Annotated in this window: 21 protein-coding genes and 1 other RNA gene; 15 read left to right on the top strand and 7 right to left on the bottom strand. The window is 59.4% G+C overall.

From position 1 onward, the window contains the following. On the top strand, window positions 1-1,533 hold the full coding sequence (hslU, locus tag LJD29_RS09605; RefSeq protein WP_446745542.1) for an ATP-dependent protease ATPase subunit HslU: 1,533 nt from the start codon (window positions 1-3) through the stop codon (window positions 1,531-1,533). A 75-nt stretch (window positions 1,534-1,608) separates the two neighbouring features. Here hslU and LJD29_RS09600 read toward each other — a convergent pair whose 3' ends face one another. Then, window positions 1,609-2,139 (bottom strand): hypothetical protein, encoded by a 531-nt coding sequence (locus LJD29_RS09600; protein ID WP_446745541.1) that lies wholly within the window; start codon window positions 2,137-2,139, stop codon window positions 1,609-1,611. 231 nt (window positions 2,140-2,370) lie between these two features. Between LJD29_RS09600 and LJD29_RS09595 the strand changes: the two genes are divergently transcribed. The 3 genes from LJD29_RS09595 to LJD29_RS09585 all read left to right on the top strand — a co-directional run bounded on the left by LJD29_RS09595 (window position 2,371) and on the right by LJD29_RS09585 (window position 6,736). Beyond that, window positions 2,371-3,621: a metallophosphoesterase family protein gene (locus LJD29_RS09595; protein WP_446745540.1), complete on the top strand. Its 1,251-nt coding sequence runs from the start codon at window positions 2,371-2,373 to the stop codon at window positions 3,619-3,621. A 107-nt stretch (window positions 3,622-3,728) separates the two neighbouring features. Next, window positions 3,729-4,070 (top strand): PadR family transcriptional regulator, encoded by a 342-nt coding sequence (locus LJD29_RS09590; protein WP_446745539.1) that lies wholly within the window; start codon window positions 3,729-3,731, stop codon window positions 4,068-4,070. A 2-nt stretch (window positions 4,071-4,072) separates the two neighbouring features. Next, window positions 4,073-6,736, top strand: coding sequence for an ABC transporter permease (locus LJD29_RS09585; RefSeq protein WP_446745538.1), 2,664 nt, complete (start codon window positions 4,073-4,075; stop codon window positions 6,734-6,736). Here LJD29_RS09585 and LJD29_RS09580 read toward each other — a convergent pair whose 3' ends face one another. Then, the gene (locus LJD29_RS09580) at window positions 6,737-7,663 is read right to left on the bottom strand and encodes a metallophosphoesterase family protein (protein WP_446745537.1); all 927 of its coding nucleotides are present in this window, start codon (window positions 7,661-7,663) and stop codon (window positions 6,737-6,739) included. A gap of 109 nt (window positions 7,664-7,772) precedes the next feature. Here LJD29_RS09580 and LJD29_RS09575 point away from each other — a divergent pair, with 109 nt between their 5' ends. After that, complete coding sequence (locus LJD29_RS09575) at window positions 7,773-8,717, top strand: VWA domain-containing protein (protein ID WP_446745536.1); 945 nt, start codon at window positions 7,773-7,775, stop codon at window positions 8,715-8,717. A gap of 11 nt (window positions 8,718-8,728) precedes the next feature. On the opposite strand, the gene LJD29_RS09570 is transcribed toward LJD29_RS09575, so the two are convergent. Beyond that, entirely contained in the window at window positions 8,729-9,136 is a 408-nt protein-coding gene (locus tag LJD29_RS09570) for a hypothetical protein (protein ID WP_446745535.1), read from the bottom strand. 35 nt (window positions 9,137-9,171) lie between these two features. Further along, window positions 9,172-9,540, bottom strand: a complete 369-nt coding sequence (locus LJD29_RS09565) for a hypothetical protein (protein WP_446745534.1) — start codon at window positions 9,538-9,540, stop codon at window positions 9,172-9,174. A 104-nt stretch (window positions 9,541-9,644) separates the two neighbouring features. On the opposite strand from LJD29_RS09565, the gene rnpB reads away from it, so the two are divergent. The 5 genes from rnpB (at window position 9,645) to hpnI (ending at window position 15,466) form a co-directional block, all read left to right on the top strand. Continuing rightward, an RNA gene (gene rnpB, locus LJD29_RS09560) (RNase P RNA component class A) lies at window positions 9,645-10,093 on the top strand. A gap of 111 nt (window positions 10,094-10,204) precedes the next feature. After that, window positions 10,205-11,689 carry a M20/M25/M40 family metallo-hydrolase gene (locus tag LJD29_RS09555; RefSeq protein ID WP_446745533.1) on the top strand — a complete coding sequence of 495 codons (1,485 nt, stop codon included), beginning with the start codon at window positions 10,205-10,207 and terminating at the stop codon, window positions 11,687-11,689. 101 nt (window positions 11,690-11,790) lie between these two features. After that, on the top strand, window positions 11,791-13,017 hold the full coding sequence (locus LJD29_RS09550) for an ABC transporter permease (protein WP_446745532.1): 1,227 nt from the start codon (window positions 11,791-11,793) through the stop codon (window positions 13,015-13,017). Window positions 13,018-13,027: 10 nt separating this feature from the next. Then, a complete protein-coding gene (locus LJD29_RS09545; protein WP_446745531.1) occupies window positions 13,028-14,284 on the top strand; it encodes an ABC transporter permease in 1,257 nt (418 codons plus the stop codon). Window positions 14,285-14,302: 18 nt separating this feature from the next. Further along, on the top strand, window positions 14,303-15,466 hold the full coding sequence (hpnI, locus tag LJD29_RS09540) for a bacteriohopanetetrol glucosamine biosynthesis glycosyltransferase HpnI (RefSeq protein WP_446745530.1): 1,164 nt from the start codon (window positions 14,303-14,305) through the stop codon (window positions 15,464-15,466). 11 nt (window positions 15,467-15,477) lie between these two features. On the opposite strand, the gene LJD29_RS09535 is transcribed toward hpnI, so the two are convergent. Continuing rightward, window positions 15,478-17,181, bottom strand: a complete 1,704-nt coding sequence (locus LJD29_RS09535; protein WP_446745529.1) for an ArnT family glycosyltransferase — start codon at window positions 17,179-17,181, stop codon at window positions 15,478-15,480. Window positions 17,182-17,266: 85 nt separating this feature from the next. Here LJD29_RS09535 and LJD29_RS09530 point away from each other — a divergent pair, with 85 nt between their 5' ends. The 4 genes from LJD29_RS09530 (at window position 17,267) to LJD29_RS09515 (ending at window position 22,669) form a co-directional block, all read left to right on the top strand. After that, a complete protein-coding gene (locus tag LJD29_RS09530; protein WP_446745528.1) occupies window positions 17,267-18,337 on the top strand; it encodes a Rieske 2Fe-2S domain-containing protein in 1,071 nt (356 codons plus the stop codon). A gap of 3 nt (window positions 18,338-18,340) precedes the next feature. Further along, window positions 18,341-19,186, top strand: a complete 846-nt coding sequence (gene mutM, locus LJD29_RS09525; protein ID WP_446745527.1) for a bifunctional DNA-formamidopyrimidine glycosylase/DNA-(apurinic or apyrimidinic site) lyase — start codon at window positions 18,341-18,343, stop codon at window positions 19,184-19,186. Between the two features lie 754 nt (window positions 19,187-19,940). Beyond that, on the top strand, window positions 19,941-20,840 hold the full coding sequence (locus LJD29_RS09520) for a response regulator (protein WP_446745526.1): 900 nt from the start codon (window positions 19,941-19,943) through the stop codon (window positions 20,838-20,840). Window positions 20,841-21,100: 260 nt separating this feature from the next. Continuing rightward, window positions 21,101-22,669 carry a PQQ-dependent sugar dehydrogenase gene (locus LJD29_RS09515; protein WP_446745525.1) on the top strand — a complete coding sequence of 523 codons (1,569 nt, stop codon included), beginning with the start codon at window positions 21,101-21,103 and terminating at the stop codon, window positions 22,667-22,669. Window positions 22,670-22,811: 142 nt separating this feature from the next. Here the strand turns inward: LJD29_RS09515 and greB are convergent, their stop codons facing one another. Beyond that, a complete protein-coding gene (greB, locus tag LJD29_RS09510) occupies window positions 22,812-23,411 on the bottom strand; it encodes a transcription elongation factor GreB (RefSeq protein ID WP_446745524.1) in 600 nt (199 codons plus the stop codon). Between the two features lie 381 nt (window positions 23,412-23,792). Here greB and LJD29_RS09505 point away from each other — a divergent pair, with 381 nt between their 5' ends. Next, complete coding sequence (locus LJD29_RS09505) at window positions 23,793-25,367, top strand: serine hydrolase (protein WP_446745523.1); 1,575 nt, start codon at window positions 23,793-23,795, stop codon at window positions 25,365-25,367. A gap of 49 nt (window positions 25,368-25,416) precedes the next feature. On the opposite strand, the gene LJD29_RS09500 is transcribed toward LJD29_RS09505, so the two are convergent. Further along, window positions 25,417-26,178: a sulfite exporter TauE/SafE family protein gene (locus tag LJD29_RS09500; RefSeq protein ID WP_446745893.1), complete on the bottom strand. Its 762-nt coding sequence runs from the start codon at window positions 26,176-26,178 to the stop codon at window positions 25,417-25,419. Window positions 26,179-26,226: the final 48 nt, after the last annotated feature.

Raw genomic sequence — 26,226 nt, 5'->3', positions numbered from 1 at the left:
ATGGCTATCTATTTACCCGGAACCGCCGAAGACCAGGAACTCGCGCTCGAGGAGCTGACTCCCCGCGAAATCGTTGCCGAACTCGACAAGTATGTCGTCGGCCAGAAAGACGCCAAGCGCGCCGTAGCGATCGCGCTCCGTAACCGCCAGCGGCGCCAGAAGCTGCCTCCCGACATCGCCGAAGAGATCATGCCGAAGAACATCATCATGATCGGGCCCACCGGCGTCGGCAAGACCGAGATCGCCCGCCGCCTGGCAAAGCTGACCAACTCGCCCTTCCTCAAGGTCGAGGCTTCGAAGTTCACCGAGGTCGGTTACGTCGGCCGCGACGTCGAATCGATGGTCCGCGACCTGGTCGAGATCGCCATCGACATGGTGCGCGAAGAGAAGCTCGAAGAGGTGGAAGACAAGGCCGAGCTGAACGCCGAAGAACGCCTGCTCGACCTGCTGTTGCCCCCGCCACCGATTGCGATGCCCACTCCCGCAGCGGCTGGCCCGCAGATAGTTGAAGAAAAAACCATCGACGTGCCTTCGCCTTCAGAGGACTCGCACCACCGCACGCGCGAGAAGCTGCGCCAGCAGTTCCGCGAAGGCAAGCTCGACGACCGGACTGTCGAAATCGACGTTCGCGACCGCAATGCTCCGTCGTTCGAGGTCATCTCCAACCAGGGTGTCGAGGAGATGGACATCAACCTTAAAGACATCCTGCCCAACCTCTTCGGCCAGCGCACCAAGAAGCGCAAGATGAAGGTCGCCGACGCCTTCGAGTATCTCGTGACCGAAGAAGAAGGCCGCCTGATCGACATGGACCAGGTAACGCGGCTCGCCGTCGAACGCGTCGAAAACTCAGGCATCGTCTTCCTCGACGAGATCGACAAGATCGCCGGACGCGAAGGCGGACACGGTCCTGACGTCTCCCGCGAAGGCGTGCAGCGCGACATCCTGCCCATCGTAGAGGGCACGACCGTGAACACCCGCTACGGCATGGTGAGCACGGACTTCATTCTCTTCATCGCCGCCGGAGCTTTCCACGTCTCGAAGCCAAGCGACCTGATTCCTGAACTGCAGGGCCGTTTCCCGATCCGGGTGGAACTGCAGTCGCTGACGGTTGAGGACTTCGTCCGCATCCTGACCGAACCGAAGTCGTCACTCACACGGCAATCGATTGCACTGCTCGAAACCGAAGGGCTGAAGCTCGAGTTCACCCGCGAATCTCTCGAAGAGATGGCGCAGTTCGCCTTCCGCGTGAACGAGACGACCGAAAACATCGGAGCGCGCCGCCTGCACACCATCATGGAGCGCGTACTCGACGAGATCAGCTTCCTCGCTCCCGACCTGACCAAGGCACAGCCACAGGGCGATGGCCTGCAACTGGCCGCGGCCAGCGACTTCGGCGCGACCGTGCCGCTACCGGTCAGCGAACGTCAGACGGAAAAGGGAACGGAAAAAGTCGTCACCATTGATCCTGAATACGTTCGCCAGATGGTAGCCAATATCGTGAAGGATCAGGATCTTTCGAAGTACATCCTGTAAAACAGTCCGCTTCAGATATAAGAAAGACCGCCGGAAGTCCTCCCCGGCGGTCTTTCTCTTGAATCGATCTTCTTCTTACATCAGGTGCGATGGCGCTCCCATACGGCCCAGCTCGCTCCTTACTTTAGTCAGGCCATACATATGGCCTTCGAACTCATCCGAAAGCCTCGCAAAAAAGGGCGCTTCGCTCTGGTACTCAAACAGGTTGAACTGCGAGACGATGTAGTAGCTTTCCTTGCCGGTCTTGACCATCTGCAGCAGCCCGGCGTCACCCGCAAAGCGCGAGCGCTCGACCGCCTCCGGATACATCCCCGCTGAAAACAGCGCGTAGTCACCAATGTGTTTCCGGATCCGCCGCTCGGCATCGAAGGAAGGTGCGTTGCCGTTGACCGGATCCGCCGCGACCAGCATCTCGGTCATTTCCCTGAGCGGCTTCCCATCCGCATCGCGGATCCTGTAGAGATTCTTTGTTTCACAGAACTCAGTTAGCAGGTCGGCGATATACGAAGTTACCTCCGCGTCGTGGATGCCCAGGTGTTCCGCATAGCAGACGGAGACCGTCTGGTGAAAAAGCTGGCGAAGTGCATGTTCCTCAGGAATCATCATCCCTCCAACCGATTGGCCCGGCGCTTCCCCGATGACCCAATCCGCATCGCAAGGCAGCGCCATTCACATCATTGTCATAAATCTACGGATTTTCGCGCGGCTGGCAAGCAGCTTCGTCAATATACGGATAAATTTCTTAGCACTCGCACCTTTCCACTGCGAAGGAGTTATTCATCGGACATCAGCCTGACGGGTCTATGCTTCGAACCAACATAGATACAGGAGCAAACGATGATGACTAAGAACACTCCTCCTCAGCATCCCAAGCACCCCAAGAAACCCGCCGGTGGTGACGCCTCCTCGACACAGCCGGTCTTTGCGCAGCCGCAACCCACTCCCGACCCAACTGGATTTAAGACACCCGTCACCGATCAGAAGGAAAAGGAAGTCGACAAGCTTGAGTCTGTGCCAGAGCCTGCCGGCAACGCAGTCGAACCGATCCTCACGCTCGCGCAGGTACTCGGCGACCAGGGCGACGCAAAGACGAAGGCCATTGAGAGCGCAGGGCAGATCGTCTTCCACTCCGTTGGAGATACCGGCAGCGTCGAAGGGCCGAGCACGCAGTCGCTCGTCGCCGACAAGATGGTCTCGGACTTTGACGAAGAAAACGCCGCCGACGTGCCCTCGTTCCTCTTTCATCTCGGCGATGTCGTCTACTACTTCGGCGAAGCGGCTTACTACTACGACCAGTTCTACGACCCATACCGTTCTTACGCCGCACCGATCGTCGCGATTCCGGGCAACCACGACGGCGTCGTTTATGCGAGCGACCCAGTCCCGAGCCTCGACGCCTTTCTTCGCAACTTCTGCTCGGCAACCCCGGTAGTCTCCCCCGATGCCGGCGGGCTCGTACGCACGGCGATGATTGCGCCCGGCGTCTACTTTACATTCGACGCGCCCTTTGTGCGGATCCTCGGACTTTACAGCAACGTGCTTGAAGACCCTGGCGTCATCTCCGGCGAAAACGGCAACAATACCGTCCTGGACAACCGTCAGATCGACTTCCTTACCACTGCCCTCAAGCGCGTCAAGAGCGAGAACTACAGCGGCGCGGTCATCATCGCCGTCCATCACCCGCCTTACACCGGCGGATCGGTACACGGCGGCAGCCCTGACATGCTGGCCGATATCGACAGCTGCTGCACTGCTGCGGGAGTCTGGCCGCACGCCGTCTTCTCCGGTCACTCGCACAACTATCAGCGCTTCACCCGCACCGTGAACAGCTCCCAGATCCCGTACCTGGTTGCCGGATGCGGCGGACACTCGCCCCTCTCACAGATGAGAGGCACTTATCGCACACCGTACAAGATTGACGACACGCTCACCCTCGAAAGCTATGACGACTCCGACTATGGATACCTGCGCGTCGTCGTCAACGACACCACGTTGCGTATTGAGTTTCACCCCGAATCGGACGGCAGCACGACCAAGACGCCAAACGATGTCGTTACCGTGGATCTCGCAAAACGCACCATCAGCTAAGCCCCGCGACCAGTACAAAAGGGAAGCCGTGAAAACGGCTTCCCTTTTCCTATTGCATTCCCATAGAGAAAGTGTCACCATACCTATGGCAATCCAATAGGAGCACCATGGGAACCAAGACCGACGTTTGGCAGGGCACGCTGGCGCTGATGATTCTGAAGACACTCGAATCCATGGGCGAGCAGCATGGCTACGGCATTGCGCGTCGCATCGAGCAGACCAGCGGAGACGCCCTCTCTCTCAACTACGGAACGCTCTATCCTGCATTGCTCAAGCTTGAGCAGGAGGGTTACGTCGTTTCAAGCTGGGGCCTGTCCGAGAACAACCGCAAGGCGAAGTTCTACAGCCTCACGCGAGCGGGCCGCAAGCAGGTCCACAAGGAAACCGAAAGCTGGGAGCAGACGACCGCCATCCTCGCCCGCTTTCTTACCTCGAAGCAGGAGGCGTGACGATGCGAGCACTCCGCGCCTTCTTCCTGCGCTTCCTTGGAACATTTCGTAACAAGAACAGTGACGATATTTCCGCCGAGCTCGATGCTCACCTGGCGATGCATATCGAAGACGGTATGCGCGCCGGCCTGAGCGCTGAAGAAGCACGCCGGCAGGCCCTGATTCGCCTCGGCGGCATCGAGCAGACACGCAATGCATACAGCGAGCGCCGCAGCCTTCCCTCGGTCGAATCCCTGTGGCGAGATGTCGTTTACGGCGTGCGCACCCTGCTCAAAAACCCGGGCTTCACGGTTGCGGCGGTGCTCATTATCGCCATCGGCATCGGTGCGAATATCGCACTCTTCACCATCGTCCGCTCGGTGCTGCTGCGGCCTCTGCCTTATCCCGATCCGCAGCGGCTCGTCACCCTCTACAGCCTTGACGATCCGTCGGATCCGGCCTCGCAGAACGTTGTCGCACCAGGCGATTTTCGAGACTGGCAATCCGCTTCATCTGGATTCGAGCAGATGGCGATGTGGCGCTGGGCCGGCTTTAATATCTCCGGCAACTCCGGCGAGCTGCCGGAGTTCCTCAATGCCGCGGCTGTCTCGTCAAACTTCTTTACAACGCTGGGTGTTCAACCCGCCCTCGGCCGCAGCTTCAATGCTGGAGATGACCTCAATGGCGCTGCTCCCGTAACGATACTTTCCTGGAGCCTGTTCAAGCGGCGCTTCCATGCCGATCCTGCAATCCTCGGCACGACTGTCAAGCTGAACACGAAGCAGCAGACTGTCGTCGGGGTTCTGCCGCCGTGGATCGACTATCCTAGTCCGAAGGTCCAGGTCTGGGTTCCCTTCGCGCAGTCCAATACGCCTGACGTCCTGGCAAGCCACTATGCGCATGTCGCCCGCGTTGTAGCGCGGCTGAAGCCCGGCGTCTCAGCAGAACGCGCCCTTGAGCCTCTCAATGCCGTGCAGCATCAGCTTTTTCTGCGCTTCAATGGCGGCGGGCCTGTAGAACCGGCTATCGGTTCCGAGCCGATGATCAAGGCGGTGGTCGGCAACGTGGAGACTCCCCTGCACGTGCTCATGGCCGCTGTGGGCTGCCTGCTGCTCATTGCGTGCCTGAACCTGTCGAACCTGCTCGTTGCCCGTGCGGCGGCGCGACGCAAGGAGATTGCGATCCGCACCGCACTTGGCAGCAGCCGTCTCCGGCTTTGCCGCGAGCAACTAACAGAGAGCCTGCTCATCTCATTAGCCGGTGGCGCACTCGGCGTGCTGCTTGCAACCGGAGCCACTCATTGGCTCACGACGCGATGGACCGGCATGCCACGCGCCACGGCGATTCATCCTGACTGGACTGTCTTATTCTTTGCACTTGGCGTGACGTTCGCGGTTGCGATTCTTTCGGGTCTTCTGCCCGCGATCTCGACAACCGGAAAAGATTCGCTCGCTGCATTGCAGGACAGCTCGCGCAGCGTTGCCGGCAGCACGGCCAAGGCGCGGCTGCGCAAGACCATGCTTACAGCGGAAATCGCTCTCACTGTCATTCTGCTTGTCTGCGCAGGCCTGCTGTTCAAGAGCTTTCTGCTATTGCGTTCGACCGATCTCGGTTGCGCGAGAGAGAACGTGTTGACCATGCACTACTTCCTGCGCGGAGAAAAGTACGCGCAGCCGGAACAGCTCATCGGCTTCCACACGCGTCTGCTCGAACGCGTGCGTCACCTGCCCGGCGTCGAAGCCGCGGGCCTTACCAACGTGGTGCCTGGCGGTGGCTTGTGGGGAGATAAGAGCGTCGAGTTTCCAGAGCATCCCCCACTGCCTGCGGGGCAGCACGAACTCGCGCTGGTGCGCACAGCCGATCCCGGCTATTTCCAGGCCATGCAGATACCGCTGCTCGAAGGCCGCACGTTCGAAGAACAGGAGCGGTTGAACCGCGATCAGTACCTGGTTGTGAATCAAAGCTTCGTGAAGAAATTTTTCCCTAACGAAGATCCCATCGGCAAGCACGTGAAGGTTCCCTGGCGCGCGGAGGAAGGGGAAAACTACGAGATTATCGGGGTCATCAGGGACACTCCTTATGACGTAGGCGAGCCCGTTCGGCCGGCCATGTGGTTTCCCATTCTTTCGGGCATTCCCAGCCACACCAATGACGCTATTCTCGTCGTACGCTCCAGGTCCGATGTGGCAGCGCTCGCTATCCCCGTTCAGAAAGCAATTGCCGAACTCGATCCGGACCTGCCGCTGAAGGACGTTCTCACCGTGGACGAGATTGTCGGCGAGTCTACGGCAAACTCAAGCTTCAGTGCGATCCTTGTGCTTGTTTTCGCGGCACTTTCACTGCTGCTTGCTGCGGTCGGTCTCTACGGGGTGCTGGCCTATCTGGTCACACAACGTACATCCGAAATCGGCATCCGCATGGCGCTGGGCGCACGCCGCGAACAGGTACTGCGGCTGATGTTGTTCGACGGGCTTCGCCCGGCCTTCATCGGACTGGGCGTTGGCATTGCCGGCAGCTTCGCGGTAACGCAGTGGATCCGCTCCTCGCTTTACGGGACCCATCCGCTGGACCCTGCCGTGTATGTAACCGTATCGGTTACATTGTTGCTGGCTTCCGTCTGCGCCTGCGTGGTTCCCGCATGGCGCGCCACGCGCACCGATCCCACGCAGGCCCTGCGGAACCAATAACTACGTGTTCTGCGGGTCGACACTCTTAAACCCGTATGTTTCATAGTGGGTCGAAAGCTTTCCGCTTTCGACCCGCACCACGGTATAGCCTTCCGGCGTGCCCATACGAACACCATGCCACCAGTTGCCGCATACGGCTCCGCTGGTGATATACGGCACGCCATGCCACTCCACGCGCTCGTTGATGTGCGTGTGCCCTTGCAGCACTCCGAGGACATTATGCCCTTCGAAGAGCGCGATCACCTCGTAGGCATTGGCGACACTCATGCCATGATGTGCCGGCGGCTTCTCCGGAACAGGAACATAGGAATCGAACGCTGTAACCAAGGGTATGTGAACCGACACGATCACCGGCTGCGATGGAGCAACCGCAGCTAGATCCGCCTTTAGCCAGGCAAGCTGATCGGCATCCACCCGCCCCTCATAAGCGCGGTCTTCGGTAAACCCGATCGAGTCCAGCACGATGAAGTGAACACCCTTGTGTTCGAAAGAGTAATAGGTCCTGCCGAAACGCTCTTCAAACATCTTCTTGCCGTACAGCGGATCTGCGGGAGAAACCCCGCTCGCAGGGTACACGCCGAAGCAATCGTGATTACCGACCGTGTGATACAACTTCATACCGAGGTCCTGCTCGGTCTTCCCATAGAGATCGAACAGGCTGGTCGCGCGATCCTTGCTTACAGCCAGCGAATCGAAGACATGGTCTCCGCCCTGGATAGCAAAATCGGCTTTGATATTGCGCGCCTTCGCAAAGCACTGTCCACAACCCTTCGCAGCATCGAGCTCCGGCTGCAGGTGTGTGTCCGTCAGAAAGAGAAAGGTGAAGTCCTCAGACGAAGGAAGTGCAAACGACGAGGCAGGCATCGCGGCTGCCAGGCCTGCTGCACCGGAAAGACGGAGAAAGCTTCTGCGATCGAGCGCGGTCATACGCTCAATCTAGGCCGGCGATTTTTCCCTGCGATAAAAATTCAGAAAAGGAAGCTGCGAAGATACTCCTTTGAGCTTGCACACGTCGAACATTGGACGGAACAACTTGATGAGACTACCCTGCAGCAATCGGAGGCCTACGCGGCGCCTTGCGGTGCTATGCCTCTGCGCACTCGCATGCAGAGCTGGTCGTGGACAGGTTCAGGACCAGCCCTACACCATCCGCGTCTCGTCCGACGAGATTTCACTGCGCTTTCACGCTGCCGACCGCGATAACAGGCCGCTGACCCAGCTTCAGATCCGCGATCTCCAGCTCTTCGACAACGACAGCCTTCAGCAAAATATCGTTCTGCTCAAGCCACTCGAAGATCTTCCCATACGAGCCGGCTTTCTCTTCGACATCAGCGCGTCGGTACTGAAAGATGTCTGGTTTTACCGCTCCGTCGTTCAGCTCTACGCTTCACGCATCCTGGCCCAGGGTGTAGACAAGGCGTTCGTTACGCAGTTCGATACCGAGCCCCTCACCGTGCAAAACTGGACAGACCAACCGGCGTCGATCACCACGGGGGCAGCATCTATCGGACCGCGCGAAAGCCGCTTCGATCCTCTTACCGCAATCTTTGACTCGCTGTATATCACCTGCCGCGACCAGTTCCAGGCGGCACAGTCAGAGACGGCAGGAAATTTCATCGTGGTCTTCAGCGATGGAGAAGACGATGCAAGCCACGTCTACCTGAGCGAAGCAGTTGACATGTGCCAGCGGAAGCATGTGTCCATCTACGCGTTCGAAAGCGGGCATAGTTCTGAAGGTCACCAGGCGCTGGTGTCTCTCAGCCAGCAAACCGGGGGCCGGCTCTTCAACCACGCCCGCCGCGAAGATATATGGAAAGACCTGCAGACGATCGAAGCAGAGCAGAAAGACCAGTATTTCCTGGTCTACAAGCCGACGAACTTTAAAGCAGACAGCTCGTTCCATCGCCTGCGCTTGCAAAGCAATATAACCGGAGCGCACATCGTCGCCCGCTCCGGTTACTATGCCTTTCCGAACAGATAACGCGGCAGAGCTTACTGCTTGGAATCCGTACTGCCTGCCGTTCCGGCATTCTGGGTTTTGCCGACATAACGCACGGCACGGTCCACCACGGCATACAGCAGCTGGTCCGGATCCTTGCGAGCTTCCTTTTTGATCCACGCACCGAACTTTGCGCCGGCTTCCTGGGTGTTCGGAAGGGTAATGCCGCGGTTCTGCGCACTCAGGTTCGCCAGCTGCTGCACCATGTCGAAGAACTTGTCTTCGTTCCGGCCGCTTGCTACCCATGCTTCATGAACCGTCTTCGTTACCAACTGATCCGTTGGCATGGGGGAAGCTGAATCGGTAGCCGTGCTCTGCGCCGGCCGTGGAATGGCCGCAGCATAGACACATCCCCCACTGATCGCACCGGCCAGCGCCAGTGTTGCGAATGCTCTTCTCATCCTCATATGCAATGTCTCGCTTTCAAGCGCGTAGTTTAGTAGGGGCGACCGTAACGGTCGTACCGGTCACGGTAGTCGCGATCACGATTGTCCTGGTGAACTTTTCCTGCGATTGCGCCAACGCCGGCGCCAGCGGCCCCGCCGATCAGAGCGCCTTTCAGACCTCCGCCGAAGATCGCACCGAGTGCTGCGCCTCCGGCTGCTCCGATTGCGGCGCCTTTACCCGGTCCAATACCACCGCGGTCGTGATGATGACGATCGTAGCGATCGTCATAGACATGCCGATCGCGAGCGCCTCGATAGAAGTTGTTATCCCGATACTGGGCAAATGCAACCGGGGCAAAGTTAGCGCTCAACGTACACAGCAGGGTCGCGCCAGTCAGCCATTTCGTGAGTTGTTTCATCGACCAGCCTCTCATCCAGAGTCCAGAGGGTTTTATGCCGTTGAAGTGCTTGAGGTTGCTTCGTCTCCGAAATTCGATGGAGTGACTCGGATATGATGAAAGAGCAGGCAGGCTGGGCGGCCGCTGCCGGAGAGGCGCAAGCCGATCCGGGAGAGGAAAGTCCGAACTCCGCAGGGCAGTGTGCCGGATAACGTCCGGGGTCGCGGCGTCAAGGCCGCGATACGGCCAGTGCCACAGAGAAGATACCGCCCGGCGTTCGCAAGAGCGCCAGGTAAGGGTGAAAAGGTGCGGTAAGAGCGCACCGCTCCGGCGGTAACGTCGGGGGCAGGGTAAACCCCACACGGAGCAAGACCAAATAGGGAGGAAATGCAGCAGCCCGGCCCAATCGGCTGCTGATGCGTGCCGGCCCGGTGCGCCAACGTGGGCTACGCAATGGGACGCAAGCCCCGGCGCGGCGGAAACCTCCGGGTAGGTTGCTGGAGCGTTGCGGCGACGCAACGCCTAGAGGAATGGCCGTCCTCGACAGAATTCGGCTTACAGGCCTGTTTGCAAATCGTGGTCCCGGCGTTCCGAACGGAACGCCGGGACCTTCTCATTTCCGAAACTGCCCCATCCCCTCAAAGACCTGCCTCGCAGGCCCTTTGATCGTGGTAGGGTATCGCCCATGGCAACCAGCAGATTTTCCGTTCCGATTGCAGCCTTGTTTCTCTGCGGATTGACCCTCGCAGCCCAGAACCAGACCCAGACACAGACCCAGCAGCCATCCATGCGGCAAAGGCTCGCCCGCCTCACCATGGCCGGCAACGGCGCGTGGAGCGACACCGACCTCGCCAACATGGCGAAGATTCGCGACGCCGCCATGAGCGACGATTACGCTCTCACCGAGCTGCGGCACCTGACCGACAACATCGGCCCGCGCCTCTCCGGCTCACCACAGGCACAGGCTGCCGTTGAGTACGTCGCTTCAGAAATGCGCGCCCTCGGAGCCGAGGTGCAGCTTGAGAAGACGACGGTTCCACACTGGGTTCGGGGCGAAGAGACGGCTTCTCTGACGACATGGCCGGGGCAGGCAGCAGGAACGAAGCAGAAAATCGTACTGACCGCGCTCGGCGGCAGTGTCGCGACGCCCGCCGATGGCCTCACTGCTCCTGTAATCGTTGCCAACTCCTTCGCGGAAGCACATGCTTTGCCTGCAGGCGCGGCCAAGGGGAAAATCCTGCTGCTGAATGAGCGATTCGACAAGCAACTGGCCGCGCAAGGCAATGGACTGGCTGCCTATGGGCACGCCGTGGCTTATCGCGCACTCGGACCATCCGTTGCAGCGGCACTCGGAGCTTCAGCCGTACTGGTCCGTTCCGTAGGTGACGCCGACTATCGTCTGCCTCATACCGGGGCCACCGTTTACGCCGAAGGAGATACCAAAGTTCCTGCCGCTGCTGTAACCGCGGAGGATGCCGACCTGATCGCCAACCTGGCAAAGCAGGGGCCGGTAACCATGCGCCTCACGCTTACCCCGCAAACGTTGCCGCCGGTCACCAGCTACAACGTGATAGCCGACTGGAAAGGCTCGGAGCATCCTGAGCAGGTAGTCGTTGTCTCCGGACACCTCGATTCATGGGACCTGGGTACCGGAGCGATCGATGACGGCGCTGGCATCGTCGTCTCAATGCAGACAATTCACCTGATGCAGAAGCTGGGCATCCATCCTAAGCGAACGATCCGTTTCATCGCCTGGATGGACGAAGAGCAGGGCGGCGAGGGCGCGGAGACTTACGCGAAGGATCACGCTGCCGACATGTCTAACCACGTAGGCGCGCTCGAGTCTGACCTCGGAGCGGATCATCCCGATGGAATAACTTACGTCGGTAGCTCCAAGCTCGCGGACTACCTCAAGCCTGTCGCGGAAGTGCTCGATCCGATCGGCGCAAGCACCCTCACGCCAGCCGAAGAAGCAGGCGAAGATATTTCCTCGCTGAAAAATGTTCCTGCCTTCACCCCCACACAGGACAGCCGCTTCTACTTCAACTATCACCACACCGCAGCCGACACCTTCGATAAGGTCGACCCGAAGCACCTGGACGAAAACGCAGCGGTCATGGCGGTGGTGGCTTACGCACTCGCGCAGTCCAGCACGCCTGCACAGCACTAGAAAGCTGCGTTCTCGCCGCTGGAACCACTTCTCGACAGGATGCGTACGCTCCTGTCAGGAGGTCTCGCTGCTAAACTCGTTCGTACTGGTAAACGACCACGATGGGATACCGGGAAGCCTTCAAAATCGCGCTGCAATCACTCTGGGCGAACAAGCTCCGCTCCATCCTTACGCTCATCGGGGTGGTCATTGGCGTGTCGTCGGTCATCGCGGTCATTACGCTTACGAACGGCGTCAATAAATACGTCGCCACCAAGGTCTACGGATACGGCGCGGACGTCTTCACCATCAGCAAGGAATCGCCGGTCATCTTCAGCTACGAGGAGTGGCAGAAGTTCCAGAAGCGCAAGAAGATCACCTACGATGATTTTCAGTCGGTGGATAAGCTCTGCAAAAGCTGTGTGAGCACCGGCGCATTGCTAAACGCGACCGGTAAGGTCGCCCACCAGAACCACTCCAGCGACAACACCGACATTCGCGGCTGGACATGGAACATGCCGCAGATCTCCAACCTCAACGTGGTGCAGGGCCGAAGCTTTATTCCCGCCGACGATCAATACGCGACGCGCGTGGCCATCATCGGCTACGACATCGTCGACAAGCTCCTGCCGAACCAGAACCCCATCGGCCAGGAAATCCGCGTCGACGGTGTTCCCTACACCGTGATCGGTGTAGGCGAGCGGCAAGGGGAAACCCTTGGCCAGAGCCAGGACAATTACGTATCCGTACCGCTCGAAGCCTTTCAACACACCTACGGTTACAACCAAAGCCTGACCATCTACGTAAAGGCGGGAGCAGTCGGACCGCAACTCGATCTCGCGACAGATGAAGTCCGCGCGCTGATGCGCTCGCGCCGCCACGATGCTCTCGGCGCGGAAGACAGCTTTGAGGTCTCCACGAATCAGACCTTCGTAGGCCTCTGGAAGAGCATCAGCTCGACCTTCCTCTTTGTCGTGATCGGTATCGCCTCGATCTCACTGGTCGTCGGCGGCATCGTCATCATGAACATCATGCTGGTGTCGGTGACCGAACGCACGCGTGAGATCGGCGTCCGCAAAGCACTGGGCGCGCGCTACCAGGACATCCTGCTGCAGTTCGTCATCGAGGCGGGAGCCATGTCCCTGCTTGGCGGCTTTATCGGCATTCTTGCCGGTGCGGGCGTCGCCAAGCTGGTGACAGTGCTCATCGGTTTTCCGTCGGACATCGCGCTCTGGTCGGTGCTGGTCGCCATCATCGTCTCCGGAGGCATTGGAGTCTTCTTCGGCGTCTATCCCGCGCGGCAGGCTGCGCGGCTCGACCCCATCGTCGCGTTGCGTTCGGAGCTATAGGAGCTAAGGCATGAAATTCGGAAGCACAGGCGAATCCGTCCGCATGGCGCTCGAGACCGTGCGCGCGAACAAGCTGCGCTCCGGCCTGACCATCCTCGGCATCGTGATCGGCGTCACCACCGTCATCACCATCTCCTCCATCATCAGCGGCCTGAACAACAATGTGCAGCAGTGGGTCGATTCACTCGGTTCTAATGTGCTCTGGGTCTTCCACATGCCCATCATCGGCCAGCGCCCCACCGCGGAGATGCTCGCACGCAAGAAGATGACGCTTGAAGACGCGATGGAGATGAAAACGCTTCCCCACGTCGTCGCAGCAGACGCTTCGCTGCGACACCAGGATGTGAACTTCCAGGTGGGTGTGATCGGCGTGAAGTACGGCAGCAAGAAAGCGCAGGGAGTTCTGCTGCAGGGCAACACGACCTCCGTGCGCGATATCTACGACCTGAACCTGATCGAAGGCCGCATGTTTACCGACAACGAAGATGAACGCCGCGCTGCCGTCGTCATCCTCGGATACGACACGGCTCAGAAACTCTTCGGCAAGGATTCCGCCATTGGCAAGGAAGTCGAAATCGAAGGCGATCTCTTCACAGTCATCGGAGTCTTCGACAAGCGCAAGCAGGTCTTCGGAGGCGGCAGCAATCCGGAAGACAACATGGCGACCTTCCCGCTCCAGACCTTCCGACGCTTGCATCCGGAAGAAAAGAACTACTGGCTGAGCGTGAAGTACGATGACCCGCGCAACCGAGCACTCGTGGAAGACGAGATGCGCGAGCTGTTGCGCCGCCATCGCAAGGTCCCTGTCTGGAAGCCCGACGACTTCGAGATCTTCGCACCTGACTCCATCTCGCGCCTCTGGAACCAGCTCACCGGCGGCCTCGCCATCTTCATGGTCGCGGTCTCAAGCGTGGGCCTGATGGTCGGCGGCGTCGGCGTCATGAACATCATGCTGGTCTCCGTCACGGAACGAACCCGCGAGATCGGCGTGCGCAAGGCCATCGGCGCGACGAAGAAAAATATCCTCGTGCAGTTCACCGTTGAGGCAACCACGCTCTGCGCAATCGGAGGCGTCGTCGGCATACTCCTGGGCGGCATCATTACGCTTCTTATCCGCCTTATCATTTCGGCGCTGCCTGCAACCATGTCGCCGCTCTGGGCGGCGATTGGATTCTCCGTCTCACTCGCTATCGGCCTCGTCTTCGGGATCTATCCGGCATGGAAAGCCTCAACGCTCGACCCGATAGAGGCCCTGCGCTACGAGTAGCGGCTAAACTGTTCTTTCATGTTTGCCATCGTCGTCGCAGGCGTCACCACCATCCTTACCTTCGCGGGAATCTTCTTCTGCATCGCCGCGCTGTGGAGCGCGCGCTCCTTCGTACGCACGCGCACGGCAGTCGACGCGTCTTTCACTCCGCCCGTCACCATCCTGAAAGCGCTCAAGGGATTCGACCCCGGAATGTACGAAGCCTTTGCCAGCCACTGCCGGCAGGACTATACCGGCGAATACGAGTTGCTCTTCGGCGTCGCGTCGCCCGATGACCCCGCGGTCGAGGCTGTACATCGCCTGCAGGCCGAATTCCCCGATCACAACATCCGGCTCATTCAGACACCCGAACGCCTCGGCAGTAACGGCAAGGTCAGCAACCTCACGCAGCTGGTTCCTCATGCGAAGGGCGATTACCTCATCGTCAACGACAGCGATATTCTCGTATCGCCGCACTACCTCTCACGCATCACGGCAGGCTTCGCAACGCCGCAACGCGGCAAGCAGGTTGGCATGGTCACTGCGCCTTATCGCGGGGCTACCCACGGAACCATCGGCTCGAAGATGGAAGCCCTCGGCATCACCACCGATTTCTTTCCCGGCGTGCTCATCGCGCTCAAAATGGAAAAAGAGATTCGCTTCGGTCTCGGTTCGACGCTCGCCGTCAGCCGCGAAGCGCTTGCATCCATCGGCGGCTTCGAGTCCTTAGTCGATACGCTTGCGGATGATTACCTGCTCGGCTATCGCATCGCGCAGCAGGGTTACGGCGTCGTGCTCAGCAAGGAAGTAGTCGCAACCGCTGTCCCTGCTTATTCGCTCGCAGGATATTTCTCGCATCAACTGCGCTGGGCGCGCAGCATCCGCGATTCGCGCAAGGGTGGATACATCGGCCTGCTCTTCACCTTCGTGCTGCCCTGGGCCATCTTGAATACCATCGCTTCCGGCTTCAGCCTCGAAAGCCTCGCCGTGCTCAGCTTCGCCTGCCTTGCGCGTGTGACCGTCGCGCTCGCGATCGGCGTGGGCCTGCTCGGCGACGGACAGGTCCTGCGCGACCTCTGGCTGTTGCCGCTGCGCGATCTGGCCGCGCTCGGTGTATGGGTATGGAGCTTCGCCGGAAACACCGTCACCTGGCGCGGACAGGTCTTCACACTGAAGGACGGAGTGCTCACCCCGAAGGGCTAGCCCCTGCAGATTTAAAACGCAGCGCCACCGTTATTGGGCTGGTTGCTGACGATCTCGCGCCCGCCGGCACGCGCGATTACGTACACCTCACCCGGCAGGCTCGGCAGCTGCGCAGGCGAGCTCCACAGAAAGACCCTGCGATCTCCGCTCCACATCGATGCAAGTGTTCCCGCATCGATAATTGCAGGAACATCGGCCCGCACCGGAGCATTCGACGGCCGCAGCAGCATGACCGGGCGCTCCAGGTAGAAAGGCAGCGCCGACGCATCGGCATACGCGCCGTTGACCATGACAATATCGTTGGCTTCGACCTCCGGCTTGATCGCTTCCGCAATGATTGCCGACGACACCACCGGAGAGAATGTATGCAGCGCCAGGTGAGCGGCCAGCAGGCAAAAGACCATCATGCCGGCGAGGAAGCAGTTTGCCATGCGCGCCTTACCACGCGACCGATACAGCAGGTTTGTGGTCACGCCAGCCGCCAGCGCCGCCGCAAAGATCAGCAGCGGCACATGAAAGGTCCCCATCATGGCGACAGACAGATCGTTCAGGTGTCCGAAGAGCAGCGTCGAGCGCAGCGAATGCAGATGAAGCAGCAGGGCCACATCGGAACCCGGCGGCGGAGCCGGCACATGTGCTGCGAAATACACCGCAATCGCGGCGCCTGCCAATCCCGCGACCAGCATGCACCACGCGAACATCTGCCCCGTACTGCTCGGCTTCACCTCATCGCTTGCGAGCCAGCCCGCAGCCAGCAAGGCAAGCGGTGCAAGCGCGGGCAGAATCCAGGGTTCACGGTGGCTCGAGAGGCTTACAGAGACAATCGCAACAGCCGCCCAGATACCGAGCAGTAGCCACGCTTCACACCGGTGATCGAGTTTCGCGCGCTCTACCATTGCAGCCTTCACACGGCCCAGCGCGGCAAAGCTGAAGAGGCTCCATGGCAGAACCGCCACGATAAGAAAAGCCCAGAACAGGATCAGGGGTGTCTTCGGTTCGTGCAGGCCAACCGGCAATGGCGGAAGACCATGCAATCCCCGAACGAACAAAAGAGGCCGGGCAACCTCGAATACAAGATACGCGGCAACTGCAATCGGCAGCGTCCGCGTGAATTTGCGGATCAGTATCTGCAACAGAAGCGCCACCATCAACGGCTGCAGGGCGGTCACATGGCCGGCGGCCAGCAGGCTCAAACCGCACGAAGCGCCAAAGGCAATGTCTTTCCACACAGCCGGTCTGCGATGGGTCCGCCAGAAGAAATAGATCGCGAGCACATTCGCAAAGGTAGCCAGCATCTGCGGCACCAGCAGATGGCCGAAGAGAAACACACCATACGACGAGACCAGGGTGAGCGCGGCATAAAAGCCTGCTGCGGGCGTCAGGAACAGGCGCGTTCCCAGTGCGAAGGCGATGCAGAGCAGCCCCAGCACAACCAGCGCCTGCGGTAATCGCGCCGCGCGATCCGACACTCCAAAGACCTTGAAGCTCGCTGCCGTCATCCACGTCAGCGGAGTGCCCAGCCACGGAGCAGCCATGCCATTCACAGTGGCGTGCCGCCAGTTGCCGTTCAGGGCCATCTCCCGTGCGGCCTCGGCCTGTACCGAATCGGTGCCGTCAAGCAGTGGCGGCTTGACCAGCGAGAACGACGCGTACAGCAGCACCCATAGGCCAAGCAGCGGAAACACAAAACGCTTGGCCGTGCGCAGACTGTTCATCGTAAGCCCTCCTCGCCCGGCATTCGGTCATTATAGTGCGCCTTACGATGCCCGCCGCTGAACGATATAGTAGACCTGTACTCCTATGACGACCGCTCGAGAGACGCCTGCCGCAACGCTCCTGTACAACGACTGGTATCCCGCCATGCGGAGCGAGCACCTGCAGGGCAAGACCCTGAAGACCACGCTGCTCATGGATATTCCGATGGTGCTGGGCCGCAAACAGGATGGTCGCCTCTTCGCAATGCGCGACGCCTGCCCGCATCGCGGCATTCCGCTCTCCTGCGGATGGTTCGACGGCAAGGACGTGACCTGCAAATACCACGGCTGGGCCTTTGAGCCCACCAGCGGCCAGTGCACACAGATTCCCTCGCTCACCTCGCACGACACTCTGGATTGCTCAAAGATCTTCGCCTCGGCCTTCCCCTGTGAAGAGCGCGACGGTTACGCATGGGTCTACGTGCCAGCACCCGGCTCCGGCCGGCAGACCGGCAAGGACATCAGCGCCCCGCCGGAGCTGCCCAAGTTCAGCGACCGCTTTCGCAGTGCGCATCTCACAGCCGACCTGCCCTGTAACGTCGATCACGGCATCATCGGCCTCATGGATCCCGCACACGGACCCTTCGTACATCAGTCCTGGTGGTGGCGCAAACAGGCCAGCATCCATGAGAAGGAAAAACATTTCGAGCCGATCCCGGAAGGCTTCCGTATGTCGGCGCACGCGCCTTCGGGCAACAGCGCACCGTACAAGCTGCTCGGTGTCTACGGCGAGCCGATCGTGACCACCATCGACTTCGTGCTGCCCAACCGTCGCTACGAGACCATCCGCTGCGGGCCTAAGTGGTTTTCGAGCATCACGACGGTCACGCCCACCGCAGCAAACGCCTGCCGCATCGACGTCTTCGCGGCATGGAATATCTTCTACAAAATGCCGTTCGTGCTACCGATCCTGAAATGGTTCGGTAACCGCTTCGTACGCCAGGACCAGGTCACGATGATCCAGCAGGCCGAGGGGCTCAAGTACAACCCCTCGCTTATGCTCATCGACGATGCCGACCGCCCGGCCAAGTGGTACTTCGCCCTCAAGCAGGCGCGGCTCGACGGCACCGGAACCCACCCCATGAGCGGCCCGGTCACCCTCCGCTGGCGCAGCTGAACTATGCCGGAACTCCCTGAAGTCGAAACCGTAGCCAACGGCGTCAACGAGCGCGTTGCCGGAGACGTAATCGAAAGCGTCTGGCTCAGCAGCTATCGAGAGCCCTTCAAGACCGCCGCAGCCGACATGGCTGACAGCCTCACCGGGCAGCAGATCCGCCGCGTCTACCGCGTCGGCAAACACATCGTCGTCGACCTGACGCAGCCGGGCGAGGATGCGGTCCAGGTCCAGTGGATCGTCCACCTCGGCATGACCGGACGCCTGCTCGTCTCGCACCCCGACGTTCCCGTTCCTCCACACACCCATGCGCTGCTGCATCTGCAATCGAAGTCGGGCGTCGCACGCGACCTGCGCTTCGTCGATGCCCGCCGCTTTGGCCGCCTCGCCATCCATCCCGTCGCCGTCGAAACCAAGACAGGGTTCAGCGGGCCGGGCCATGAACCGCTGACCATCTCCGAAGACGACTTCGTTGCCCTCTTCAAAGGGCGCAAGCTGCCCATCAAGGCTGCGTTGCTCAACCAGAAGCTGCTGCACGGTGTCGGCAACATCTATGCCGACGAAAGTCTCTTCCGGGCAGGCATTCGCCCGACGCGAACTGCGGGCCGCCTGTCACGCCCCAGGCTTCTCGAGCTCCGCACCGCCCTGCAGGAGGTCCTGAAACACGCCATCCAGCTCGGCGGCTCTTCCGTCTCGGATTACGTAGACGCAGACGGCGTCGCCGGGTTCTTCCAGCTGGAGCACCGGGTTTACATGCGCACCGGCGAACCCTGCCGGGTGTGCGGCACCCCGATCAAGCGGATTCTACTCGCCGGAAGAGGCACGCACTACTGCCTCACCTGTCAGAAGTAATGGCCGGATGTATGGTTTTATGAAGTCTCATATCCTGCAGACTTCCAGATTCTGAATTTGCATCAATTGCTTGCCTTTCAAGTTGTTGATTCCAATGACAGGAAAGAACGGCATAACAATTGCTTATAGGTAAGGCAGCCAGCGACGCGCAGGCTCCGGAAGCAAGGAGCCACGCAAGATGAGCTCCGGAGGTTGAGAGCCAGGACCTAAGGGTCGAGCCCACTCCGGAGCGTTAAGCTCACCGATCCAGCAATGGACGGAAGGCTATTTCGGGAGGCCAGTGATTGGCCATTGCGATACGCGGGAAGAAGCCACCTTCTAAGGTGGCTTTTCTCATGCGCCGAGAATTACAGGCCTGTGAAATGGCGCTTGCATGCCGTCACATTTCGGAGTAGCATCATTTTTGTCTATCGAGCGGCTGACGCCGGATTCACCTTAGAGGCTCGCTGCGATCTCGAGAGTCAAACTGGATTCAACTGACACACTCTAAACAGTAGCCCGATGCAGGCTATTCCTGTGGTTGAATGAGAACTTTCTGTTGTTTGGTTCAAGGTTTCAAACGCACTTGTCTCCAATAGGATCCTTAAATCCGCTCAATCCCCCGTCTCGGTTCCCGGCGCTTTTGTGCTGTGGGGAATTATCAGGCGACCTCGTGACAGACACCACTTTTTCCGGCGGACTCTATAGATAGCGGCAGCGTTCCGCCGGAGTTCGCTGCCATCGACAAAGCAAAAACGCACCAGGAAGTGCAAGAATGACAACAGAGCAGAACTCGCCCCAGGCTCCGCAGCCCGAAGGGCAAGCCGCACAGGGCCAGAACCAGGGCCAGCGCCGCCGCCGTAGAAGAAGAAAAGGCGGAAAGGGCACCCAGAACGGCCAGGCACCGCAGGCAACCCAACAGGGTAACGGCGGACAGCAGAACCAGGGCCAGCAAGGGCAGAAGAACAAGCCGTCCAGCCAGAATCGCTTCCTGCATAAGGGTGGAAGCGGCGGCCAGCAACAGGGCGGCGGCGGCGGCGGACGCCGCAAAAGCAAGCCGCGCAAGCAACAGGTCTTCGTCGGCCCGATGGATCACAGCTATCGCGTCTCGAACGGCAACGTGGCAGACGCGCCTCCTTCGACCATCGAACTGCGAAACGGCAATCTCCATCACGGCTCGCATCACGGCCACAGCAATGGCAACGGAAATGGCAACCTGCACGACTCGCATCTCTCGATCGAGCCTCCGGCAGCCATCCGTGAAGATGCCCCGACCAGGATTTACTGCTTTATCGAAGATCTCTTCTTCCTGGCGAAAATCCAGGAGACCGCTCGCAAGCTGGGCGTGAAGGTCGCCTTCGTAAAAGCGGATAAGGACATCGTTTCGAAGCTCTCCGGCGACGAAAATGGACCGCCTTCGCTGATCGTCTTCGATCTGAACAATGCGAACGCCAAGCCACTGACGCTCATCCCGAAAATCCGTACCAAACTCAAAAAGGGCACCTCGATCATCGGCTTCCTCTCGCACCTGCAGGGCGACCTCAAGGTGAAGGCGACTGAAGCCGGCTGCGACATGGTCATGCCACGTTCTGCCTTCTCGCAGAATCTGCCGAACCTGCTCCGCCGTCACGGCATCGAGGAAGAGCCCGAATTCGAACCACAACCTGTCTTCTAATCAACGAAACTTCATTTCATTTCGATAGGGAAAACAATCGAGGGAGAACCGGTGCCGGTTCTCCCTTCATTGTTTCCCGGCAACACTGCGAAATACGTGCCTCTCGCCGGCGCTGACGCACGTTTGCCTGCAATTTCGCTCATTCATTCATCAACAAACCGCTCGGGCACGATACTCTAAAAAACGGGAATTTTGACCGCGGGCGGCGGCGCTGAGAAATCGTCATGCTGTCGGGTTTGTTCTATCAGTTGAGGGGATGCATGATGAAACGTTTAGCGATCGCCGGGCTATTCCTGGCCCTGGCTTCGAGTGCCGCTTCCGCGCAGGTGAATGCGGGCGAACAGAACTCTGACTCAAACCTGCCCTTTACCGTCACCCAGATCACGACGCTGAATCTTCCCTGGAAGATTGCCTTTCTGCCCGATGGGCGCATGCTGATCACCGAGAAGGTTGGCGGTCTCTGGCTGGTCACCCAGCAGGGAGTCAAGACCCAGGTCGCAAACGTTCCGCCTGTTCTCTGGGAAGGCCAGGGCGGAATGCTGGGTGTGTACGTCTCGCCGCACTACGCCCAGGACCATAATGTCTACCTGACCTATTCGGAGCCTGGTGATGGCGGCTCGAGCCTTGCGCTCGCGCGAGCTGAGCTGAAGATCGGAGCCGATTCCGCGAGCCTCGAAGGGCTCAAGGTCATCTGGCGCGACGGCGAAAGGGGCCAGGGTGGGCAGTTCGGCGCCGAGGTCGCCTTCTCTCCGGACAGTAAGTATCTCTATCTCTCAGTGGGCGATCGCCAGCGCATGACGCCCGCACAGGACCCTAACCAGCCACTCGGTAAGATCCTTCGCCTTACGCTGGATGGCAAGCCAGCACCGGGCAATCCCCAGGCAGGCAAGACCGGCGCGGCCAGCGTGCCCATCATCGATCCCCCTGCGGACACAGAGAAGGCAAAGACGGCTCCAGTCGTACGCACGTACACCTTTCCAGGACCGAACCTGACGCCATCTGAAACTTGGGCAAGCGGCTTCCGCACTCCATATGGACTGGCCTTTGCCCCGGATGGACGGCTGTGGGAACTGGAACATGGCCCGCGCGGCGGCGATGAGCTGAACCTGATCAAGCCCGGCAAGAACTATGGCTGGCCGCTTGTCTCTTATGGACACAACTACAACGGCGTTGCCATTCCCAGCCCGGATACGCGCCCTGACCTGACCAAGCCCGTCATCTATTGGGTTCCGGTCATCGCTCCGGGCAACCTGATGTTCTACAAGGGTGCGATGTTCCCGCAATGGAACGGATCGGCTTTTGCCAGCGGCCTGGCAGCGAAGGTCCTGGTTCGCATCACCTTCGATGGCAAGGGAGGAGCACAGACCGCCGAGCGCTGGGACGTCGGCCGCAGGGTGCGTGACGTGGAAGTCGCTCCCGATGGAGCGTTATGGATGATCGAAGACGCAAAGCCCGGCGGCCTCTTCCGCCTGACGCCACTGGGCATGGCTGTTTCAGCTCCAGTACAACAGCCGGCCACACCCGCTCCCGCCGCAGCCGGTTCCTCGACACCGGACGCCTCTGACCCCGAACACGGGAAGAGCATCGTCGCAGGCAATAACTGCCTCCTGTGCCACCACATCGGGCATGAAGGCGGAGACATCGGACCGTCATTGAACGGCGTGGGGTCGCGGCGCACCGAAGAACAGATTCGGGCAGCGATTCTCACTCCTCCGAAGACAACCAGCGCCGGCACTCCCAACCCCATGCCGTCATATCAGGACAAGATCTCGGAAGAAGATCTGAAGAGCCTGGTGCACTACCTCAGCACGCTTCCCGCCACGCCCTAAGTACGCTGAAACGAACCTGAGCAATGCGTAAGAGAAACGCCGCTTCCGATAGTCACTGTGTCCCGCACAGTGGCTATCGGGAGCGGCGTTTCTCAGGAATGACCATATCTCAGGCCGCCATGTGCCGATAGCATCTCGGAAGTCAGCGATCTAGCTTCTCTGTCGAGACTTCCGACCCGGGTGGTTCGCGAAACGCTTCTACAGAAATGCCCTCGTACCGCACTTCCAGCACAGTCAGAGTTTCGGTGCCTCCCGGCGCACGAAGAACAACTTCGTCATCCTCTGCTGCTTTCATTAGTGCGCGCCCCAGCGGTGAAGCCCAGCTGATGTGGTTGCGTTCGAGATCGACTTCGTCTGTCCCGACGATGCTCACCACTCGCTCTGCTCCCGCCGCATTCGCGTAACGCACAGTGGCTCCGAAGAACACCCTCGTCGCCCGCTGTCCCGTTCTTGGAGCCGCCGGATCTACTACTTCCGCGGCTTCGATTCGCTTGGTCAGGAAACGAATGCGTCCGTCGATCTGCCGCAGCCGCCGCTTGCCATACTGATAGTCGGCGTTTTCACTGCGATCCCCATTACCCGCGGCCCATGCGACCACCTCCACGACGGCCGGGCGATCCTTGGTGAGCAAAAAATGGCGCTCATCTTTCAGGCGCTTGAGCCCGCCTGGGGTGATGTAGTTTGTGGCGTGGTTCGCCGCAGGCTGCTCTGCCGCAGGTCTTCGCGTAAACCCTTTTCGCATTCTGTGGTTCTTCTCCTGGCTCGGTTTGAGCTACGCGCGCTTGTACCTCTCCACTAAGCCGTATATCAGATTCGATAATGTATCGCCATTCGCCCGCATAGAGTCACACAGGTCGGCGTAGCGCCACTATTTCGCGACTGGGCGGGAGAGCGTCTATCGGGACCAGGGGCCCGATAGCGGTGCCCACAACGGAAGATGGAAATAGACAATGGCCAACGAGAATACCGTTGACAATGCCAACTGAATCGGCCTGGTGACTGGCCCCGGAGACCCTCGGCGCTACTAATTCGCCGATAGACATATTCCTTGTCGAATATGGTTACCGTTGTTACGCTGATCACCCCATTCGAAACCCAATTCTGGACTATCCAAGGGATTTTCATGCTGAAAAAAGCTTTGTTCCTTGCAGGTATCGCCCTATTCTGCGCTCAGGCACGCCCGGAAGCTGCACACTCCAGCGACATCCACACAGCTCTCAACAAGCTCGACACTTGCATCTGCGACACCATGAAGAAGACCAAACTGCCCGGCCTTGCAGTCGGTGTCGTTTATCAGGGGCGTGTTGTTTACCTGAAGGGATACGGCGTTCGCAAGCTGAAGCCGGGTGCTCCGGTCGAGCCTTGCAAGGTCGAATCGGACGCTGTCGACCCGGACACCGTGTTTGAAATCGCTTCAGTATCAAAACCGCTTGCCTCAACCATTGTGGCCTCCTTGGTCGGCGTGGGTGAGGTGAGCTGGGATGACAGGATTCAAAGCCTGGATCCTGACTTTGCGCTCTCAAGCAATTCTGTAACTGAACAAGTTACAATTCGCGATTTCTTCTCTCATCGCAGCGGTCTGCCGACCGGCGCCGGCGACGTTCTGGAAGACCTCGGATATTCCCGCCCCGAAATTCTGCGGAAGCTTCGCTTCGTTCCGTTGGCCGGTCGATTCAGGGAATTCTATAACTACAGCAATTTCGGCCTGACAGAAGGCGCGATCGCAGCGACCCTGAGGACAGGTAAAACCTGGGAGGAGGTCGCGCAGGAGCGGCTCTATTCGAAGCTTGGCATGGATTCCACCAGTTCGCGATTCTCCGACTACGATAACAATCCGAACAAGGCAGCGCTTCATTTCCGCGGCGAAGACGGCGTTTACCACAACTGGTTTGTACGCGAGGCCGACTCTGAAGCTCCGGCAGGCGGCGTGAGCTCCAATGTTCGTGACCTCGTCAAATTTCTGCAGATGCAATTAGCTGACGGCGTGTTTAACGGGCAGCAGGTAGTAGATAAAGCAGCGCTCGAGGAGACCCACAAGCCTGAGATCTGCGCAGTACCGGGCCCAGTGCAACCTGGACCATGCCCCGATGACAGGTACTATGGGCTCGGATGGAATGTAGGTAAAGATAAGTCGACACATGCACCCATGCTCAGCCATAGCGGCGCCTTCGACCTGGGTAGCGCCACCGCGATTTACCTGGTGCCGAACGAGCAGTTGGGCATCGTGGTGCTGACCAACGGCACGCCGATCGGCATACCGGAATCAGTCAGCATGTCGTTCCTGGACTTCTACCATTACGGCGCTGCCCAGTATGACTACCTCTCTATCTTTCAACCTATCTTTGAGGAAGGCTTTCGTGAGGTACAGAACTCTTCGCCTGACTACTCAAAACTTAAGCCGCCATCGAATCCTTCCAATCCTGGCAACCTGTCTGCCTACAAGGGAACTTACGAGAGCAAGTATTACGACAAGCTGGAGATAGATGTTGAAAATGATCATCTCATCATGCGCCTGCCACCCCGAAGCGCTTACTATGAGCTCACCCATTGGGAGGGAGATACCTTCACCTACTACTTCGCCAGTGAAAACACCGGCGTCGCCCGCCGGGGAGTCAAATTCCTCAACAGCGGCAAAGAAGTGCTGGTAGAGAATCTGGCTCTGGCTGGAAACAACGGCATCTTCACCAGGGTCAAATAGAAGCTGCATGACCTGACCTCCGGGCGCTTGCACAGGCCCGGAGGTCAGGTCATGCGCGATGCGTCAGCGTCTCCCATAACAACATCGCGCCTATCAGCATCAGTCCGCCGTAAACATAGTTAAGGAAACCGGTGCCGGAAAAGCGGCGATTGATAGCCCGCCCCAGGAACACCGCAGGCAACATTGCCGGCACGGAAAACAAGAACTCATGCGTCACCGTTCGAGTCCACAAACCCGCACTCCAGTAGCCGATCATTCCCAGGATGCTCGCAGGCAGAAAATAGGCATGCAGCGTTGCGCGAAAATGCTGTGGCGACCATCTGCGGAGAGAGCCGTAGATCACCAGCGGCGGCCCATTCATGCCGTACGCTCCTCCAAGAATCCCTGCCAGAAATCCTGAAAGCAGCAGCAGCGGCCGGTTATCACGATCGAGCCGGAACGTACCAGGCGACAGCAGCGAATACGCCGCGAACAGCATGATGAAGATGCCGAGCCCGGCCTTCACCCATTGTTGATGCGCACAAGTCAGCACCAGCAGGCCGAGGGGAATACCGAAGACTGTAGCCAGCAGCAGCCCAGCGGCGCTGCGCAGGTGAATATGCCGCCAGTCCTGTACCACTACCACTGCAGCGACCGAGATAGAGAGCAGAACCGCAAGTGGCGCCGCCACCTGCACAGGCATAAAAAGAGCCAACAAGGGTACAGCGATCAGTGCTTCGCCGAATCCGAATGCCGAGCGGACGAGTGTGGCGGCGAAAACAATGGCCAGGATAAACAGGAGCGAAGCGTGAATGGCGATCTCCCAAAACACCAAGGCATGCTCGCTGCCAGTTGGAGAGCGAGACGCGCTTCCTTAAGC

Origin of the sequence: Silvibacterium acidisoli, from assembly GCA_022870745.1 — a bacterium.
Lineage (GTDB): Bacteria > Acidobacteriota > Terriglobia > Terriglobales > Acidobacteriaceae > Silvibacterium.
This window is presented reverse-complemented; position numbering and strand designations above follow the sequence as displayed.